We start from the raw sequence: 15,627 nt of genomic DNA, 5'->3' as shown, positions 1-15,627 counted from the left end.
AGGGGGCATCCTCTCATCCCTTTTTGTTGCGAGGCTGCCGTGCTGAGTGAGGCCGCGTTTGCTGCCACGAACGGAACAAGAAGTCGTCGCGGGCGACTTGGGTTGCGGTGGGCCGTGGGACTTGCGCTTGTCGCGCTGGTGACGGTGCTAGCCCTAGGGGCTTGCCACCCGACGCCTGCCCCCACCACGGCGGCGCCAACTGCGCCGTCGCGGACGGCGACGCCAAGCCCTGCCCCGTCGGCAACGCCCTCTCCCACGGCCACGCCGACCTCGCCCGCGCCGTTTGCCTCGTTGCCGTCGGAACCCCAGGCGCACGCGCGCGTCATGGTGCCCTCGGCGGTCCCATACCTGGAGGGGTTGCAGAATGCCCCGCGCTATCAGATTGCCGCGTCCTTTGACCCCGCGACGATGTCGCTGCGCGGCGCCGAGCGGGTGCGCGTGGTGAACCGCAGTGGCCGCGCGCTGTCGGAGGTGTACTTCCGGCTGTACCCCAGCGCGGGCAGGCTGTACGGCCCCGCCCGGATGGAGTTGAGCCGCGTTACGGACGACTGGGGGAAGCCGCTGGACTGGGCCGAAGGGGCCGATGTGTCCGTGGTGCGGGTGGCGCTGCCGGAGGCGTGGCGGCCGGGCGAGGCGCTGATGTTGTACCTGGAATGGCGGGCCGACATTCCGGTGGAGGGCGAACAGCCCTGGACTCGCGAGCAAGGCTACGGGATATTCCGACAGGCGAAGGGGCTGACCCTGCTGGCGGAATGGTTCCCGATGCTGGCCGTGTACGAGGGCGAGGGCTGGCGGCTGGACGCGGTGCCCGACTGGGGCGACCCGGTGTACAGCGAGATCGCCTTCTACGAGGTCTGGTTCACCGCGCCGGAGGGCTACACCATCATCGCGACGGGCAGCGAGGTGGCTTCGGAGGCGGGCGTCCACGGCATTACCCACGCGTTCCTTTCGGGGCCGGCGCGCGATTTCTTCGTGGCGCTGTCGCCGAGCCTGAACGTGGCGTCGGGGCGCGTGGGCGACATTACCCTGCGCTCCTACGCCTATCCCGAGCACGGGGCGGCCCGCACCGAAGCACTGGTCGCCGGCAAGGATGCCCTGAGCGTCTTCAACGCCCGCTTCGGGCCTTACCTGTATCGCGAGTTGGACATTGTGGAAGCGCCGCTCATCGGGCTGCTGGGGATGGAGTATCCGGGCGTTGTGCTTGTTTCCGACGCGCTGTACACGCCCGCCGAGAAGTGGCGGCTGGACGTTACGACGGCCCACGAGATCGCGCACCAGTGGTGGTACGGGGTCGTGGGCAACGACATCCTGCGCGAGCCGTGGCTGGATGAGGCGCTGGCTACGTTGTCCTCGGGCGTGTACGTGCAGGACATCATGGGCGGGGAGGCTTTCCGGTCGCAGTACGCGCAGTGGGTGGAGCGCTATGAGACGGGCCAGAGGAACGGAACCGTGGGCGCGGTAACCTGGCCGGTGGGGCGGTTTCGGAGCAGTTGGGACTACGTTACTACGGTGTATTATAAAGGGGCGATTGCGCTTCAGACCCTTCGCGCAGAGATCGGCGACGATGCGTTCTTCCGGGCGCTGCGCCGCTACTACGAGCATTCGCGCTTCCAGGTGGCCCGCGGACAGGGTCTGCTGGACTTGCTAGAAGAAGAGGCCGGGCGCGATTTGGACGCCTTCTTCCGACAGTGGTTCTTCAGCGAGTGATCACTTCGCGGGCGTTGGCGTGGCGACGTACTGGGGCTTGCCCTGGAGCCACAGGGTGTCGGGGGGCACGTAGGAGCCGTCCTGCCGGGCCAGGGTGAGCAGCAGGTTCGCGCCCTTGAATGGCGCCTGAGGGAACGGTTCGCCGGCAAGCGCCACCACCTGCCCCCGATAGACGGGGCCGTAACTGAGCGAGGGCTGGGCGGGAGTCAGGTTCAGCGGCCTGTAGGCGCCCGACTTGTCCTGTTGCACGGCCTGCCCATGCCAAAGGTAGATTTGGCTGGCAAACCCGGCGGGGTGGATGAAGTTGAGCACCAGCCCTCCTTCCTTGAGCAGGGCCGTCGGCTCTGTTACGAGCAAGACCTCCACGACGGCGGCCTCGTGCGGGGCCAACACCAGCCCTCCGTTGTTGACATAAAATCCGATGATGGGGATGCCTTCCACCGTAACGAAGGCCGGCGACCGTCCGGTGTTGGCCTCTTTCGGGAAGGGCAGCGTAAGCCCGAAGGGCGGCGTGGCGATGGGCATCGGGGTCGGCGGGGCGGTGGGGGCCGGCGTGGCTGGCGCGGCGGTAGGCGCGCTGCAACAGGCGGCGGCCAGCGCGCACGCAAGGATGGCCGCTGCCGCGCATACACGGCGCGCCAGGCGGGACGTGCGTTGGGGTATGTGCGGCATTGGCTCTCCTGTCCTATTCGGGCTGTAGGATTTGCACCGGAACCTTGCACAGGCTGCGGAACCGCTCGGCGTCCGCCTTGGAGCCGACGATGTCGCCGTAGTGCAGCGGGATGGCGAGTTTTGGCTGGATGGCGTTGGCGGCCTGGGCGGCCTCCTCGGCGGTCATCGTGTACTTTCCGCCCACGGGCAGCAGGGCCACGTCGGCGCGCACCGATTTCATTTCTGGCGTCAGGTCGCTGTCGCCGGCGATGTAGATGGCGTGGCCTCCCGTCTGGATGACGAAGCCCACATACCCAGCGGCCTTGGGGTGGAACTGCTTGCCGATGTTGTACGCCGGCACCGCCTGGATGCCAACCCCCTGGATGGTGATGGAGTCGCCGGGCTTGACGACGTGGACGTTGCCTTTGAGGGCGGCGGCGACGGTCGCAATGGTAACCACCGACGTGGAATCCTTGCGGATTTTGTCCACGTCGGGCTTGGAAAAGTGGTCGTAGTGGTCGTGGGTGATGAGGATGAGGTCGGCTTTGGGCGCGCCGCTGCGAATCTTCCACGGATCCACGTAGATGATCTTGTCAAAGTCCAGGCGCACGGTAGCGTGGCCGAGCCAGTGGATATGCGCGATCATTCTACCCTCCTCTGGGGCCTGTGCCTGCCCCTGTTTGCCGTGTGTGTCAGCAAGGGTTGCCCGGAATGCCAGCGGTGCGACACGGGTTGCTGCGCACCACGCTCACTATAGCACCGCGGGGGAGGGGCTGTCAACTTGCCCGATGGGGAATGCGCGCTGTCCTTGTTAGCGTTTTTGTGCTATAATGACCCCGCAGTTCAGTCAAACCCATAGGAGGAACCGTTCATGCCCCCGATATTTGACAAACTGGCGAAGGGCGTCAGCAAGGCCGCCGAGCAGGCCAAATTTGAGGCCGAGAAGGTGCGCAAGACCTCGGCTCTCAACGCCGAGATCGCCAAACTGAAGCAGCAGGTGTTGGAAGCCAAGGTGGCGATCGCCGACAAGGTGCTGGAACTGAGGGCTGCCGGAATGCACTTCCCCGAACTGGAGGAACTCATCCCGGCCATTGCTGACCTGCAGGCGCAGGTGGCTGCCAAGGAGCAGGAACTGGCGGCGGTGAAGGCGATGCAGTTTGAGGGCGCGCCTGCCGCAGGGCCGGCGCAGCCCGTAGAACCCGCTGCGCCCGAGCCGGCGCAGCCCGCCGAGCCGGTAGCCCCCGCCGCCCAGCCCGCCGCGGCCCCGGCTAGGTTCTGCCCAAACTGCGGCGCGAAACTCAGCGAGGGTGCGAAGTTCTGCCCCGACTGCGGCACGAAGATCGGGTAGCCGACGCCGCAGCGGCCTAGTCCTGGACGCCGATCTCGTCCTCATCGGGCGGGCCTTGCACGTCCAGGACTCGGCGCGCGTCGTCCGCGAAATCGTCGGGCACGAAGACGTGCACCTCGCCCAGGCCGTCCATGGTGATGCCGATGGCCTGGCCCGCGCTCTCGTATTCCAGGAGCGCCGGAATGCCCGCGGCTTCCAACTTCGTCTTGATGACCTGGGCAGGCAGCATTCCCTGCGACGTGTACACGAGCGTCAGGCCGGGCCTTCTGGGGCGTGTGGACCGAAACATCACTCCTCCTCGCTGTCTGCGGCGTCGGAATCGTCGGGAGGCCAGACGATCTTGCCCGCGCCATGGCCGATCACCTGGCCGAACGGGGATTCCACCGGTCGCGCGAACACCAGATACCCCGTGTGCGCGATCATCCTGTCCATCGGGCGGAGCCGTCCGGGCAGCGTCTTGTACTCGCGCACCAGCAGTTCCTCCACCTGGACGTTGGCGAAGGCAAACTGCGCCAGCCCCTCCAGCAACTGGGCTACCTGGTTGGTCGTGGGGACGATGGCTCCGAAGAACCCGCCCTGCTTCAGGGCGGCCCGCGCCTGCGACAGGTACTCCCAGGGGTGGCGCACGTCCAGAAAAAGCGCATCCACATCGGTCTCGTCAAAGCCTTCGGCAATGTCGCGCTCCTTGAGTTCCACGCGGTCCAGCAGCCCGAGCGATTCCAGGTTCTTGCGGGCCAGGGCCAGGGCCTGGGGGTTGGACTCGTAGGAGTAGATGCGTCCTTGAGGCCCCACCGCCCGCGCCAGCGCCAGGGTCAGCCCCCCACTGCCCGTGCCCGCCTCCACCACGCGGCTGCCCGCTTGCACGCCCAGTTTCATGAGCGTGTAGCCGATGTCCTTCGGGAACATGATCTGCGTCGCCCGCTTGAGTTCCAGGATGAGGTCTTCGGTGGAGGGTTCCAGCACCAGGAAGGGTACGCCGAGGTGGGTCAACACCTTGCGGCCAAGCGGACGGCCGATGATTTCGGCGTGGGCGATGACGCCGTGCTTGGTGTGAAGCGCGCCGTCTTGGGACAGGCGCACCAGATAGCGTTTGCGGTCTTTGGCGATGAAGAGCACCACGTCGCCTTCGCGGGCTTCGGCCATGGGTGGAGCCTCCTGTGCAGGCTGGGCCGTGCGTCGCCGCCGCCCTGGGGCGACCGGCCTGCGCCCATTATAGGCCGCGATGGGCATGTGCGCAATTCGCAGTGGCGCGACAAGGCTCACAGCGGGCAGTTCCGGCGTCTGGCGTGCCATCTTTGACGCCAGCGCCCAAACTCATAAAATAGCCGTGGCGATTGTACTTTGCGGCACAACAGGAGGATGACATGGCGTCGGAAGAACAGGAAGGCCCCCAGGCGGTGGCGACGGCACCTGCGGGGCGGAAGAAGCGGCGCCGCGGGCACGTTCACGTGTTTGACAACTGGTGCAAAGGGTGCGGCATCTGCATCGCGTTCTGCCCGCAGCACGTGTACGAGATGGACGAGGACGGCAGGCCCGTGGTGGCGCACGAGGATCAGTGTACGGCGTGCCACTGGTGCGACGTACACTGCCCCGACCTGGCTATCGTGGTAACCGAAGTGGAGGAGGAGACGGATGGCAGCGCGACTGATGCAGGGCAATGAGGCATGCGTGGAGGGCGCGCTTGCCGCGGGATGCCGCTTCTTCGCCGGCTACCCGATCACGCCCTCGTCGGAGATCGCGGAACTCCTGTCGCGACGCCTGCCCCAGGTGGGCGGGCACTTCATCCAAATGGAGGATGAGATCGCCAGCATCGCGGCGGTCATCGGCGCGTCGGTGGGCGGCGTCAAAGCGATGACGGCGACCAGTGGCCCGGGGTTCTCGCTCATGCAGGAGAACATCGGCTACGCGGCCATGGCGGAAATCCCGTGCGTCATCGTGGACGTGCAGCGCACGGGGCCGAGCACGGGGTTGCCGACCAAGCCTTCCCAGGGCGATGTGATGCAGGCCCGGTGGGGCACCCACGGCGATCACCCCATCATCGTGCTGTCGCCGTCGTCCGTGCTGGAGGCGTTCCTGCTGACCGTGCGGGCGTTCAACCTGTCGGAGAAATACCGGTCGCCGGTCATCTTGCTGATGGACGAGGTGGTGGGGCACATGCGGGAGCGGGTGGAACTGCCCCCGCGGGAGACGCTGGAGATCACCGATCGGGTGGCTGCCCACGTGCCGCCCGAATGGTACTTCCCGTTTGAAGATCCCAGCACGGACGTGCCGCCGCTGGCTCCCTTTGGCGAGGGCTACCGCTATCATATCACGGGGCTGTTCCACGACCGGGCGGGCTTCCCGACGGAGCGCGTGGACGAGATTGACCCTTGGATCGCTCGCGTGTTTGGCAAGATAAACCAACATCTTTCGGACGTCCTTTCGTGGGAGGAGGACTTTCCGGCTGGGTCGCGGGTGCTGGTGGTGGCCTACGGGGCCACGGCCCGCGCGGCGCGCCATGCCGTGAAGTTGGCCCGCGCCAAGCGGTACAAGGTGGGCTTCCTGAAGTTGGAGACCATCTGGCCGTTCCCCGAAGAGGTTACGGAGCGGCTGGCCCGCCAGTGCAAGCGGGTCATCGTGCCCGAGATGAACCTGGGGCAACTGGCCCTGGAAGTGGAGCGCGTCGTTGGCAGGCAGAAGGTTCGGCGCGTGAATCGGGCCAACGGGGAAATGATCACGCCTCAGCAGATTTTAGCGGCCATTGAGGAGAAGTAGAGGTGAGACGCTACGAAGAGAACCGCATGTACCGTTACCTGCGACGCCACAAGAAGTTCCCCAACGTATGGTGTCCCGGCTGCGGGATAGGCATTGTGATGAGCGCGATCATCCGCGCCATAGATCGCCTGGGCTGGGAGAAAGACGATATCGCCATGATTTCGGGCATCGGGTGTAGCGGACGGATGCCGGTGTACATGGACTTCAATACCATGCATACCACCCACGGGCGGGCGTTGGCCTTCGCGACTGGCCTGAAGATGGTGAAGCCGGAGATGCACGTGATTGCCATCATGGGCGACGGCGACGCCCTGGCCATCGGCGGGAACCACTTTATCCACGCCGCGCGCCGGAACATCGGCATTACGTCCATCGTCATCAACAACTCGGTGTACGGGATGACCGGTGGGCAGTATTCGCCCACGACGCCCACGGGCAGCCTTGCTACGACCGCGCCCTACGGCAACATAGACCAGCCGTTCCCCATTTGCGAACTGGCCATCGCGGCGGGTGCGACGTTCGTGGCGCGGGGCACGGTTTACCATGCCGTGGAACTGGATAGGCTGATTGAGAAGGCGCTTGTGCACGAGGGGTTCTCGGTGGTGGAGGCTGTCAGTTACTGCCACACGACCTTTGGGCGCATCAACAAACTCGGCACGGCTGTGGACATGCTGCGCTGGCAGAAGGAGAACAGCGTAACGCGGGAGGCCGCCGCCAAGATGACGCCCGAGCAACTCCAAGGCAAGATCGTTCGCGGCATCTTCCACGAACGGGAGTTCCCGGAATACACGGCCGCCTACGCCAAGATCATAGAGCAGGCGATGGCGGGGCAGCGCCGGGTATGAGGCTCAAGGCGCACGCAGGAGGCATCATGAAGAATAACGAACGGTACGAAATCCGGCTGGCGGGCGAAGGAGGGCAGGGGCTGATCCTGGCCGGGCTGATCCTGGCCGAAGCGGCGGCGGTGTACGACGGGAAAAACGCCGTGCAGACGCAGTCCTACGGGCCGGAGGCTCGGGGCGGCGCCAGCAAGGCCGAGGTGGTCATCAGCGACGGCGTGATTGACTATCCCAAGGTGATCGCCGCGGACCTGCTCCTCTGCATGAGCCAGGAGGCATGCAGCAAGTACGTGTACGACCTGAAGCGAAACGGCATCCTCATTGTGGACTCGGTCCACGTGGACCGGGTGCCGACCAGCCGCGCCTACATGATTCCCATCACCCGCATCGCGGAGGAGGCGACCGGCCGCCGCATCACCGCCAACATGGTGGCGCTGGGCATTATCGTGGGCCTGACCGACATCGTGTCGCGGAAGGCCATAGAGGCGGCGGTGCGAGCGCGGGCGCCCAAAGGAACAGAAACCATCAACCTCAAGGCGCTGCAGGCGGGACTGGACGAGGCGGAACGAATCCGCGCCGAGAGCGAGCGGGGCCAATCTGCGCCTGCCCGCACATCCTGAGCGCCGGACAGGGGCGAGTGCAATGCCGCGCCAACCTGATTTGAGCGCCTATGCCGGGTACTGGGTGGCCCTGGTGAGGGATCGGGTGGCGGGCGTGGGGCGCACGAGAGACGAGGCGTACCAGGCGGCCAAGTCGGCGCGCCGCCGCGAGGAGCCGCAGGTCGTGTACGTCCCGAATCCGACGCGCGACGACGGCTGTCTGCATGTCCCGCCAGCGCGGGTGGCGGATTCGCAGGGGCCTTACGACGCGACGCCAGGGGCCATCCGCCGCGTGGCCGAGGCCATCGGGCAGCGGGAAGCGACTGCTTTCCTGGTTGGCGGCACAGTGCGCGACTTCCTATTGGGGCGCGCCGTCCACGATGTGGATATCGTCGTCCCTGGCGATGCACTTGGTCTCGGCCGGTGGCTGGCCGACGCGCTGGGCGGGGCCTTCTACCCGCTGGACGAGCAGCGAGACGTGGCGCGCGTGCTGTTTTCGTGGCAGGGCGAGTCGTTTTCGGTGGACGTGGCGGCGTTGCGAGGGCCGACCCTGGACGCGGACCTGCGCGCGCGCGACTTCACCATCAACGCGATGGCCATGCCCATGGGCGACCTGCGGCGCGAGGCCATTGTGGATCCGCTGGGCGGGCTGGCCGACCTTGGGGCGGGCGTCCTGCGGCCAGTGTCGGATGCAGTGTTTCGGGACGATCCGGTGCGGACGCTGCGGGCTGTGCGGTTTGTGCATGAACTTCGCTTGAAGGCGGCCCCAGGGCTGGATGGGGCCGTCGCGGCCGATGCGCCGCTGCTGGCCAGTGTGGCGGCGGAGCGGGTGCGGGACGAGATGAACCGCATGGCGGCGTTGCCCGATTTCGGGGCTTGCCTGCGGGATATGGAGCGGCTGGGGCTGCTGGATATCGTGCTGCCCGAACTTTTGGGCCTTCGCGGGCTGGCGCAACCCAGGCCCCACGTGTGGGATGGGCTTGAGCACAGCCTGCGGACGGTGGAGGCGGCGGAGGGTCTCGCCGCGGCATTGTTGGGCGGCGCGGAGGGCGGGCCGTGGGCCGATTTTGTGGTGACGCTCGGCCCGTTGCGCCCGCAGGTGGCCGACTATCTGGCGTCCTGCGTTGCGGCCGGTGAGTCGCGCCTTGTGCTGCTGAAACTGGCGGCGGCGCTGCACGACATCGGCAAGCCCGCCACGCGGACGGAGGAGAGGGGCCGCGTGCGGTTTTTTGGTCATCCGCAGGTGGGCGCGGAGATGGCCGCGCAGGCGCTGACCCGCCTTCGCTACAGCGCCGCGGCGGTGGCGCTGGTGTCGGGCGTGGTGCGCGAACACATGTGGCTCCTGTCGCTGGTACGGACGCGCCAGGTTACCAATCGGGCGCTGTACCGGTTCCATCGCGCCGTGGGCGATGGAACGGTGGCAGCGGCGCTGTTGTTCCTGGCCGACCTGTTCGCCACGCAGCCCGTGGAGGACGACCCGTCTTGGACAGCGGCGCAGGCCATCGTGCGGCGCGTGCTCCATGCGTGCCTGTGCGAGCCGCATGTGGTGTCGCCGCGCCCTGTGGTGGACGGGCGCGAGTTGATGGCCGCGCTGCAACTGAGCGAAGGGCCGCTCATCGGCGTGTTGCTGGACGCCATCCGCGAGGCGCAGGCCGAAGGGAAAGTTACGACTCGCGAGGAGGCGCTGGCGTTGGCGGCGCGGGTGGTGAGACGCCAGCAGAAGGTGGGGCGAGGTGGAGATCGTTGACCTGGGGCTGGAGTTGCGCGTTGCTGCGGCCAAGGTGGGCAAGTACGCCACGCGCGAGAGCGGCGACACGCTGGAGATGATAGAGAGGCCGCGTGGAGGGCTGTCATTTGTGCTCGTGGATGGGCAGAGCAGCGGGCGCGGGGCCAAGGCCATCAGTAACACCGTGGCGCGCAAAGTGGTGTCGCTGCTGGGCGAGGGCGTTCGGGATGGAGCCGCCGCACGCGCCGCCCACGATTATCTCTTCACCCAGTATCAGGGCAAAGTTCGCGCCGACCTGACCATCCTGTCGCTAGACTTGACCACGAGGACGGTGGTGCTGTCCCGCAATACGCAGTGCCCTGCTATCGTGCGGCGGGACGGGCAATGGAGTGTGGTGGATGAGTCCGCCCGACCTGTCGGGCTGTACGCCGCCACGAGGCCCACGATTCTGGAGTTTCCCTTTGAGGCTGGCACGTGGGTGATTGTTTCCACCGATGGGCTGTGGGCTGCCGGACGGAATCGGGGGCCGTGGGATGTGCTCGGGTACACGCAGAAGGTGGCCGAGGCTACGCCGGACCCGCAGGCCGTCGCCGATGCGCTGCTGCAGCGGGCGCTGGAGTTGGATTCGGGCAGGCCCGCCGATGACATGAGCGTGCTGGTGCTGGGCATCGTGCCCAGGGCGGAGCAGGGAGAAGTGCGGCGGTTAGTGGTGCGCGTGCCGATATAGGGGCAGGCCGGGGGCATGAGGGTTGGTATTGTTGGAGTGTGCGGCTCCGGGAAAACCTCGCTGGTGTGGCGGCTGAGGCAGGCTGGCTACGATGCGGCGGAGATTGCCCAGGAGCATTCCTACGTGCCCGACATGTGGCAGCGCATTCACCCGCCCGACGTCCTCATCTTTCTGGATGCGGAGTATGAGACGGTGATGCGGCGCCGGCCCAATCCTCTGATGACACCGAGGCTGTACGACGAGATGCGCCAGCGCCTGCAGCATGCCCGCGAGCACGCCGACCTTGTCATCGCCTCCGATGGGCTGGACGAAGACCAGGTGTTCCGCAAGGCCGCGGGCTATTTGACACGCCTATTGCCGTAGGCTATAATGGGCCTCACCAAGCAACGCTTTCAACAATCAGGGCTCCTGGGAGCCACGCGCCGAGGAGCCCTGGTTTATGTTGAAGAACTTGAGCCGGCGATGCCTTTCCGGCTGAGGAGGAGAAGCGCTTCATGAGGGATCGGAACTTCAATTTGCTGATTCTCGTCATCCTCATTGCGGCCGTGGCCATCTGGATTGACTGGCCCGGCCACGACACCCTCAAATTGCCGCTCATCAAGGGCACGCGGGATATCTCCGTGCGGCTGGGCTTGGACCTTCAGGGCGGGACGCAGGTGCTTCTGGAGGCGGATGTGCCGGAGACAACTCAGGTGAGCGCCGAGGCGATGGAAGCGGCCCGCACGATTGTGGAGAACCGCGTCAACGGCCTGGGCGTTACGGAGCCGCTGGTGCAACTTCAGGGCGACCGCCGCATTATTGTGGAACTCCCCGGCATCAAAGACCCGGATCAGGCCATCGCGACGTTTCGGCAGACCGGCCTCCTGGAGTTCATAGACTCGGAGACGTTCATTGAGCCCGGCACGGTGGTGAAGACGACGTTCGGCACGTCGGATCCCGGGCCGATCACGCCTACCGTTACGCCGACCGCCGAGGCCACCGCGACCGAGGTGGTTACGCCTACCGCCCCCGTTACCGAGACGGGCACCGTTACACCGACGGTTACCCCGACGCCCGCGCCGGAGATTATCTACAAGACGGTGATGACGGGCAAGGACCTCAAGAAGGCGGATGTGGGGTTTGACAATACGGGCAAGCCGCTCATCCAGTTTGAACTGCAGCCGGAGAGCGCCCAGTTGTTTGCGGATCACACGGCGGCCAACGTGGGTCGCTATCTGGCCATCGTCCTGGACAAGGTGGTCATCTCATGCCCGGTCATCAGGTCGGCGATTCCGGATGGCCGCGGCGTGATTGAGGGAAACTTCACCCTGGAGGAGGCGCGCAGCCTCGCGATCCAGTTGAAGTACGGCGCGCTGCCGGTGCCACTGAAGGTTGTGGACAACCGCACCGTGGGCGCGACGCTGGGCTCCGACTCGGTGCGGCGGAGCACGACGGCGGGCCTCATCGGCGTCATCGTCGTCCTGCTGTTCATGACCACCTACTATCGTCTGCCTGGGCTTATGGCGGCGCTCGCGTTGATTCTCTACGGGCTGCTGAACTTCATGGTGTACAAACTCCTGCCGGTAACCCTGACCCTCCCGGGCATCGCGGGCTTCTTGCTTTCTATCGGCATGGCGGTGGACGCCAACATCCTGGTCTTTGAGCGCATGAAGGAGGAGATTCGGGCAGGGCGCAGTCTGGAAAGCGCCCTGTCGGCGGGGTTTGACCGCGCGTGGACATCTATCAGGGATTCCAACATCTCCACGCTCATCACGTGCGCGATCCTCTTCTTCTTTGGCTCCAACTTCGGCGCGTCCATCGTCAAGGGGTTTGCCATCACGCTGGGGCTTGGCGTGATCATCAACATGTTCACGGCCATCACGGTAACTCGGACCTTCCTGCGGGCGTTGTTTGATGCCGTCGGCGAGAAGATTGAAGGCAAGCACTGGCTCATGGGCGTCTGATAGGAATGGACTTGAGGAGGCGAGATGTTTAGTTTCGCACAGAAACGCTACTGGTACTTCTTGATCACGCTGATCATCCTGATTCCGGGCATTGTATCCCTGGCGGTGAACGGGCTGAAGCCCAGCATTGACTTCACGGGCGGGGCGGCGCTGGAACTGCGCTTTGAGAAGCCCGTCTTCCCGAGCGAGGTCCGCGATGTGTTTGTGGACGCGGGGTATACCGACACGTCGGCGACGAACGTGGGGGACGACAAGACGGTTCTCATCCGCATGAAGCAGGTGGATGAGGAGACTAAGGCGCAACTGGTGAAGAAAGTGGAGGAGCGCTTCGGGCCGGTAACCGAATTGTACTTCCGCTCGGTGGGGCCGTCGGTAGGCAAGGAAGTTACCCGGTCGGCGTTCACGGCCATCGGCTTCACGGCGCTGGCCATCGTTGCGTTTATCCTGCTGGCGTTCCGGAAGGTGCCCAACGCGTTCCGGTACGGAGTCTGTGCGGTGGTCGCCATTGCGCAGAACATCCTGGTGGTAACGGGGCTGTTCTCCATCCTGGGTGCTGTGCTGGGCTGGGAGGTGGACGCCCTGTTCCTGACCGCGCTGTTGACGGTCATCGGGTTCAGCGTGCAGGACATCATCGTGGTGTTTGACCGCATTCGTGAGAACATCCCGAGGCGGCGGGGCGAGGACTACGAAACCATCGTCAACCGCAGCGTGCTGGAGACGCTCCACCGGTCGCTGGCGACGCAGTTGAACGCCATGTTCGTGCTGTTGGCGCTTCTGCTGTTCGGCGGCGCGACCATCAAGCAATTCGTGCTGGTGATGCTGGTGGGGATGCTGAGCGAGACCTACGCTTCGCTGTTCACTGCCGTTCCGTTGCTGGTGGTGTGGGAGAAAGGGGAGATCGGCGGGTTCTTCCGCAGGCTGTTCCGGGGGCGCCCTGCCACTGCCTAGACGGGCGCGAACATGGACTTTACGGCGGGGCGGGGTTAACCTTGCCCCGCTTTGCTTTTCGGAGGGGATGCGATGGGCCTGATTTTGGTGCGGTACGGCGAGATCGGGTTGAAGGGGCGAAACCGCAACCTGTTCGTGCGGCGGCTGCGGCTCAACATAAAGGACTGCCTGAAGCGGAACGGCCTGGCGGGCGAGGTTTCGGTGCACGGCCAGCGCCTGTACGTGGAGACCGACGATGTGGACGCGGCGCTGCCCCATCTCCAGCGTGTGTTCGGGATTGTGTCGCTGAGCGCGGTGCATCGCGCGCCACTGGACGTGGAGGCGATCACCACCGAGGCCGTGTCCATCGCACGGGGCGTTGGTTTGGGGCCCGACCGCACCTTCCGCGTGGAGGCGCGCCGCGCTTTCAAGGGCTTCCCCCTGACCTCGCCGCAGATCAACGCCCACGTAGGCGAGGCGATTCGCCTGGCGACGGGGGCGCGCGTGGACCTCTCGGACGATGCGGATGTAACGATAGGCGTGGAGATTCGCCGCGAGGAGGCGCTAATCTTCGCGGCGGCGTGCCCAGGGCCGGGCGGGTTGCCCCTGAACAGTCAGGGGCGGGTGGTGGCGTTGATTTCGGGCGGGATTGATTCGCCGGTGGCAGCATGGCTGATGATGAAGCGCGGGTGCGGCGTGGCCCCGCTCCATTTCACGCAGAGCGAGGTGGAGACCGCGAAGGCGCTGGAGAACTGCCAGGTGCTGGACCGATACGCTTACGGATGGCGCATCAAGCCGCTGGTGTTGAGCCATCACGAGATCATGCTGCCGATTGTGGAGCGGCTCCACGAGTTGCGGGCCGAGCGGTGGACGTGTCTCTTCTGCAAGCACGCCATGCTCCGCAAGGCGGCGCAACTGGCCGACGAGATCGGGGCGAACGCGATCGTTACGGGCGAGAACGTGGGGCAGGTGGCGAGTCAGACGCTGGCGAGTCTGGAGATGATCTCCATGGGAATCGGCAAGCCCATCCTGCGCCCGCTCATCGGGTACGACAAGGTGGACATCATGGCCCTGGCGCGGTCCATCGGGACGTTTGGCATCTCCACGCGCGAATCGCAGCCGTGCCCGTTCCTGCCGTCGTCGGTGGTTACGCGGCCCGCGATGGACAAGTGGCTGGAGTTGCGCGAGCGCCTGGCCGATGTGCTGCCGTAGCGGGAGGGCGAAATCACCCCAACGCCCGGAGGAGCGCCTCCATGTCGTCGGGCGTGTTGTAGAAGTGCGGCGACACGCGGATGACCTCGCCGCGCAAGGACACGACCACGTTCGCCGCCGTCAGCCTCTCGTGAATCTCGGCCGCCTTCAGCGTCGGGTGTTTGAAGCACAGGATGCCGGAGCGCTCCGCGGTGTACTCTATGGGCGTGGTTACGACGTATCCCCGCGCCCTCAGCCCATCCGCCAAGGCGTCCGTGAGTCGCAGCAGGTGCGCCCGAATCCGCTCCAGCCCGGCCTCGGCGAGCAGGTTCATGCTGGCCTGCAGGCCCAGGAGGCCCGGGATGTTGAGGGTGGCTTCTTCAAACCGCCGGGCGGTGGGGTGCCAGGGCATGTCGTAGCGGTAATAGTCGTCGGGGTTTGTGGTGCTGCGCCAGCCCATGAACACGGGCGCCAACCGCTCAATCAGGGGCTTGCGGCAGTAGAAGATGCCGGTGCCCAGCGGGGCCATGAGCCATTTGGGGCCGCCGGCGGACAGGAAGTCCACCTGGGGGTCGTTGACGTTGAACGGCATTTGCCCCAGCGCCTGGATGCCGTCCACGCACAGGAGCACGCCGCGCGCCCGACACAGGGCGGCGATGGCGTGGAGGTCGCACCGGAAGCCGCTGCCGAACTGCACGGCGCTGATGGCGACCAGGCGCGTGCGGGCGTCCATCTGCGCCTCAATGTCCTCGGGCAGGATGCGGTGATCCCGCGCGGGCGCGAAGCGCACCTCCACGCCCCTGCCGCGCAGCGTGAGCCAGGGGTACACGTTGGCGGTGAATTCCTCCTGCGGGACGATGAGGTTGTCGCCGGCGCGCCAGGGGAGGCCATTGGCCACCAGGAGCAGGCCGTGGCTGGTGTTGCGGGTGAGGGCCACTTCGTCCTCGGACGCGCCGATGAACTGCGCTGCCGTCTTGCGAATCTGCTCCACCAGGCCCGACCACCCATGCGAGTAGCGGCAGCCGTACAGGTGCTGCTCCTCCAGCAGGGCTTGCGTCGCCTGGATGGTGGGGGTGGGGAGGGGGGAGCAGGCGGCGTGGTTCAGGTAAACCTGGTTCGCCACGGACGGGAAAAGGCTTCGGTATTCGTGCAGTTCCACAGCATCCTCCTATAGAATCTCGCTACTCCAATAGAACACTCGCATCTTCGGTTCGG

Annotated in this window: 17 protein-coding genes; 12 read left to right on the top strand and 5 right to left on the bottom strand. The window is 65.8% G+C overall.

Annotated elements, in window-relative coordinates:
* Positions 1–114 precede the first annotated feature (114 nt).
* A complete protein-coding gene (locus H5T65_02665) occupies positions 115–1,707 on the top strand; it encodes a M1 family metallopeptidase (GenBank protein ID MBC7258129.1) in 1,593 nt (530 codons plus the stop codon).
* On the opposite strand, the gene H5T65_02660 is transcribed toward H5T65_02665, so the two are convergent.
* Positions 1,708–2,379 (bottom strand): hypothetical protein, encoded by a 672-nt coding sequence (locus H5T65_02660; protein ID MBC7258128.1) that lies wholly within the window; start codon positions 2,377–2,379, stop codon positions 1,708–1,710.
* A gap of 13 nt (positions 2,380–2,392) precedes the next feature.
* A complete protein-coding gene (locus H5T65_02655) occupies positions 2,393–3,004 on the bottom strand; it encodes an MBL fold metallo-hydrolase (protein ID MBC7258127.1) in 612 nt (203 codons plus the stop codon).
* A 225-nt stretch (positions 3,005–3,229) separates the two neighbouring features.
* Here H5T65_02655 and H5T65_02650 point away from each other — a divergent pair, with 225 nt between their 5' ends.
* On the top strand, positions 3,230–3,706 hold the full coding sequence (locus tag H5T65_02650) for a zinc ribbon domain-containing protein (GenBank protein ID MBC7258126.1): 477 nt from the start codon (positions 3,230–3,232) through the stop codon (positions 3,704–3,706).
* 16 nt (positions 3,707–3,722) lie between these two features.
* Here H5T65_02650 and H5T65_02645 read toward each other — a convergent pair whose 3' ends face one another.
* Positions 3,723–3,995 carry a DUF2007 domain-containing protein gene (locus tag H5T65_02645; protein ID MBC7258125.1) on the bottom strand — a complete coding sequence of 91 codons (273 nt, stop codon included), beginning with the start codon at positions 3,993–3,995 and terminating at the stop codon, positions 3,723–3,725.
* A complete protein-coding gene (locus tag H5T65_02640) occupies positions 3,995–4,999 on the bottom strand; it encodes a tRNA (adenine-N1)-methyltransferase (GenBank protein MBC7258124.1) in 1,005 nt (334 codons plus the stop codon). Before H5T65_02640 ends, H5T65_02645 begins: the two co-directional genes overlap by 1 nt.
* Positions 5,000–5,070: 71 nt before the next feature.
* Here H5T65_02640 and H5T65_02635 point away from each other — a divergent pair, with 71 nt between their 5' ends.
* The 10 genes from H5T65_02635 (at position 5,071) to thiI (ending at position 14,433) form a co-directional block, all read left to right on the top strand.
* Positions 5,071–5,367, top strand: coding sequence for a 4Fe-4S binding protein (locus H5T65_02635; GenBank protein MBC7258123.1), 297 nt, complete (start codon positions 5,071–5,073; stop codon positions 5,365–5,367).
* Positions 5,339–6,460 (top strand): 2-oxoacid:acceptor oxidoreductase subunit alpha, encoded by a 1,122-nt coding sequence (locus H5T65_02630; protein ID MBC7258122.1) that lies wholly within the window; start codon positions 5,339–5,341, stop codon positions 6,458–6,460. The genes H5T65_02635 and H5T65_02630 overlap by 29 nt, the downstream gene beginning before the upstream one ends.
* A 26-nt stretch (positions 6,461–6,486) precedes the next feature.
* Entirely contained in the window at positions 6,487–7,305 is an 819-nt protein-coding gene (locus H5T65_02625) for a 2-oxoacid:ferredoxin oxidoreductase subunit beta (protein ID MBC7258121.1), read from the top strand.
* Between the two features lie 26 nt (positions 7,306–7,331).
* Positions 7,332–7,919, top strand: a complete 588-nt coding sequence (locus tag H5T65_02620) for a 2-oxoacid:acceptor oxidoreductase family protein (GenBank protein MBC7258120.1) — start codon at positions 7,332–7,334, stop codon at positions 7,917–7,919.
* 22 nt (positions 7,920–7,941) lie between these two features.
* Positions 7,942–9,645, top strand: a complete 1,704-nt coding sequence (locus H5T65_02615; protein MBC7258119.1) for an HD domain-containing protein — start codon at positions 7,942–7,944, stop codon at positions 9,643–9,645.
* A gap of 76 nt (positions 9,646–9,721) precedes the next feature.
* Positions 9,722–10,351: a SpoIIE family protein phosphatase gene (locus H5T65_02610; protein ID MBC7258118.1), complete on the top strand. Its 630-nt coding sequence runs from the start codon at positions 9,722–9,724 to the stop codon at positions 10,349–10,351.
* Positions 10,352–10,414: 63 nt separating this feature from the next.
* On the top strand, positions 10,415–10,714 hold the full coding sequence (locus tag H5T65_02605; protein MBC7258117.1) for a hypothetical protein: 300 nt from the start codon (positions 10,415–10,417) through the stop codon (positions 10,712–10,714).
* A 131-nt stretch (positions 10,715–10,845) separates the two neighbouring features.
* Positions 10,846–12,294: a protein translocase subunit SecD gene (gene secD, locus H5T65_02600; GenBank protein MBC7258116.1), complete on the top strand. Its 1,449-nt coding sequence runs from the start codon at positions 10,846–10,848 to the stop codon at positions 12,292–12,294.
* A 24-nt stretch (positions 12,295–12,318) separates the two neighbouring features.
* A complete protein-coding gene (secF, locus tag H5T65_02595; protein ID MBC7258115.1) occupies positions 12,319–13,242 on the top strand; it encodes a protein translocase subunit SecF in 924 nt (307 codons plus the stop codon).
* Positions 13,243–13,314: 72 nt separating this feature from the next.
* Positions 13,315–14,433 (top strand): tRNA 4-thiouridine(8) synthase ThiI, encoded by a 1,119-nt coding sequence (gene thiI, locus H5T65_02590; GenBank protein ID MBC7258114.1) that lies wholly within the window; start codon positions 13,315–13,317, stop codon positions 14,431–14,433.
* Positions 14,434–14,446: 13 nt separating this feature from the next.
* Here the strand turns inward: thiI and H5T65_02585 are convergent, their stop codons facing one another.
* A complete protein-coding gene (locus H5T65_02585) occupies positions 14,447–15,571 on the bottom strand; it encodes an aminotransferase class V-fold PLP-dependent enzyme (protein MBC7258113.1) in 1,125 nt (374 codons plus the stop codon).
* Positions 15,572–15,627 lie beyond the last annotated feature (56 nt).

It is taken from the genome of Chloroflexota bacterium (assembly GCA_014360805.1).
Classification (GTDB): Bacteria; Chloroflexota; Anaerolineae; order DTLA01; family DTLA01; genus DTLA01.
This window is presented reverse-complemented; position numbering and strand designations above follow the sequence as displayed.

Coding starts and splice junctions, on each gene's coding strand:
- H5T65_02630 (MBC7258122.1), top strand. CDS start 5,339: ATGGCAGCGCGACTGATGCAGGGCAATGAGGCATGCGTGGAGGGCGCG.
- H5T65_02660 (MBC7258128.1), bottom strand. CDS start 2,379: ATGCCGCACATACCCCAACGCACGTCCCGCCTGGCGCGCCGTGTATGC.
- secF (MBC7258115.1), top strand. CDS start 12,319: ATGTTTAGTTTCGCACAGAAACGCTACTGGTACTTCTTGATCACGCTG.
- H5T65_02620 (MBC7258120.1), top strand. CDS start 7,332: ATGAAGAATAACGAACGGTACGAAATCCGGCTGGCGGGCGAAGGAGGG.
- H5T65_02640 (MBC7258124.1), bottom strand. CDS start 4,999: ATGGCACGCCAGACGCCGGAACTGCCCGCTGTGAGCCTTGTCGCGCCA.
- H5T65_02610 (MBC7258118.1), top strand. CDS start 9,722: ATGATAGAGAGGCCGCGTGGAGGGCTGTCATTTGTGCTCGTGGATGGG.
- H5T65_02635 (MBC7258123.1), top strand. CDS start 5,071: ATGGCGTCGGAAGAACAGGAAGGCCCCCAGGCGGTGGCGACGGCACCT.
- H5T65_02615 (MBC7258119.1), top strand. CDS start 7,942: ATGCCGCGCCAACCTGATTTGAGCGCCTATGCCGGGTACTGGGTGGCC.
- thiI (MBC7258114.1), top strand. CDS start 13,315: ATGGGCCTGATTTTGGTGCGGTACGGCGAGATCGGGTTGAAGGGGCGA.
- H5T65_02655 (MBC7258127.1), bottom strand. CDS start 3,004: ATGATCGCGCATATCCACTGGCTCGGCCACGCTACCGTGCGCCTGGAC.
- H5T65_02625 (MBC7258121.1), top strand. CDS start 6,487: ATGTACCGTTACCTGCGACGCCACAAGAAGTTCCCCAACGTATGGTGT.
- secD (MBC7258116.1), top strand. CDS start 10,846: ATGAGGGATCGGAACTTCAATTTGCTGATTCTCGTCATCCTCATTGCG.
- H5T65_02645 (MBC7258125.1), bottom strand. CDS start 3,995: ATGTTTCGGTCCACACGCCCCAGAAGGCCCGGCCTGACGCTCGTGTAC.
- H5T65_02650 (MBC7258126.1), top strand. CDS start 3,230: ATGCCCCCGATATTTGACAAACTGGCGAAGGGCGTCAGCAAGGCCGCC.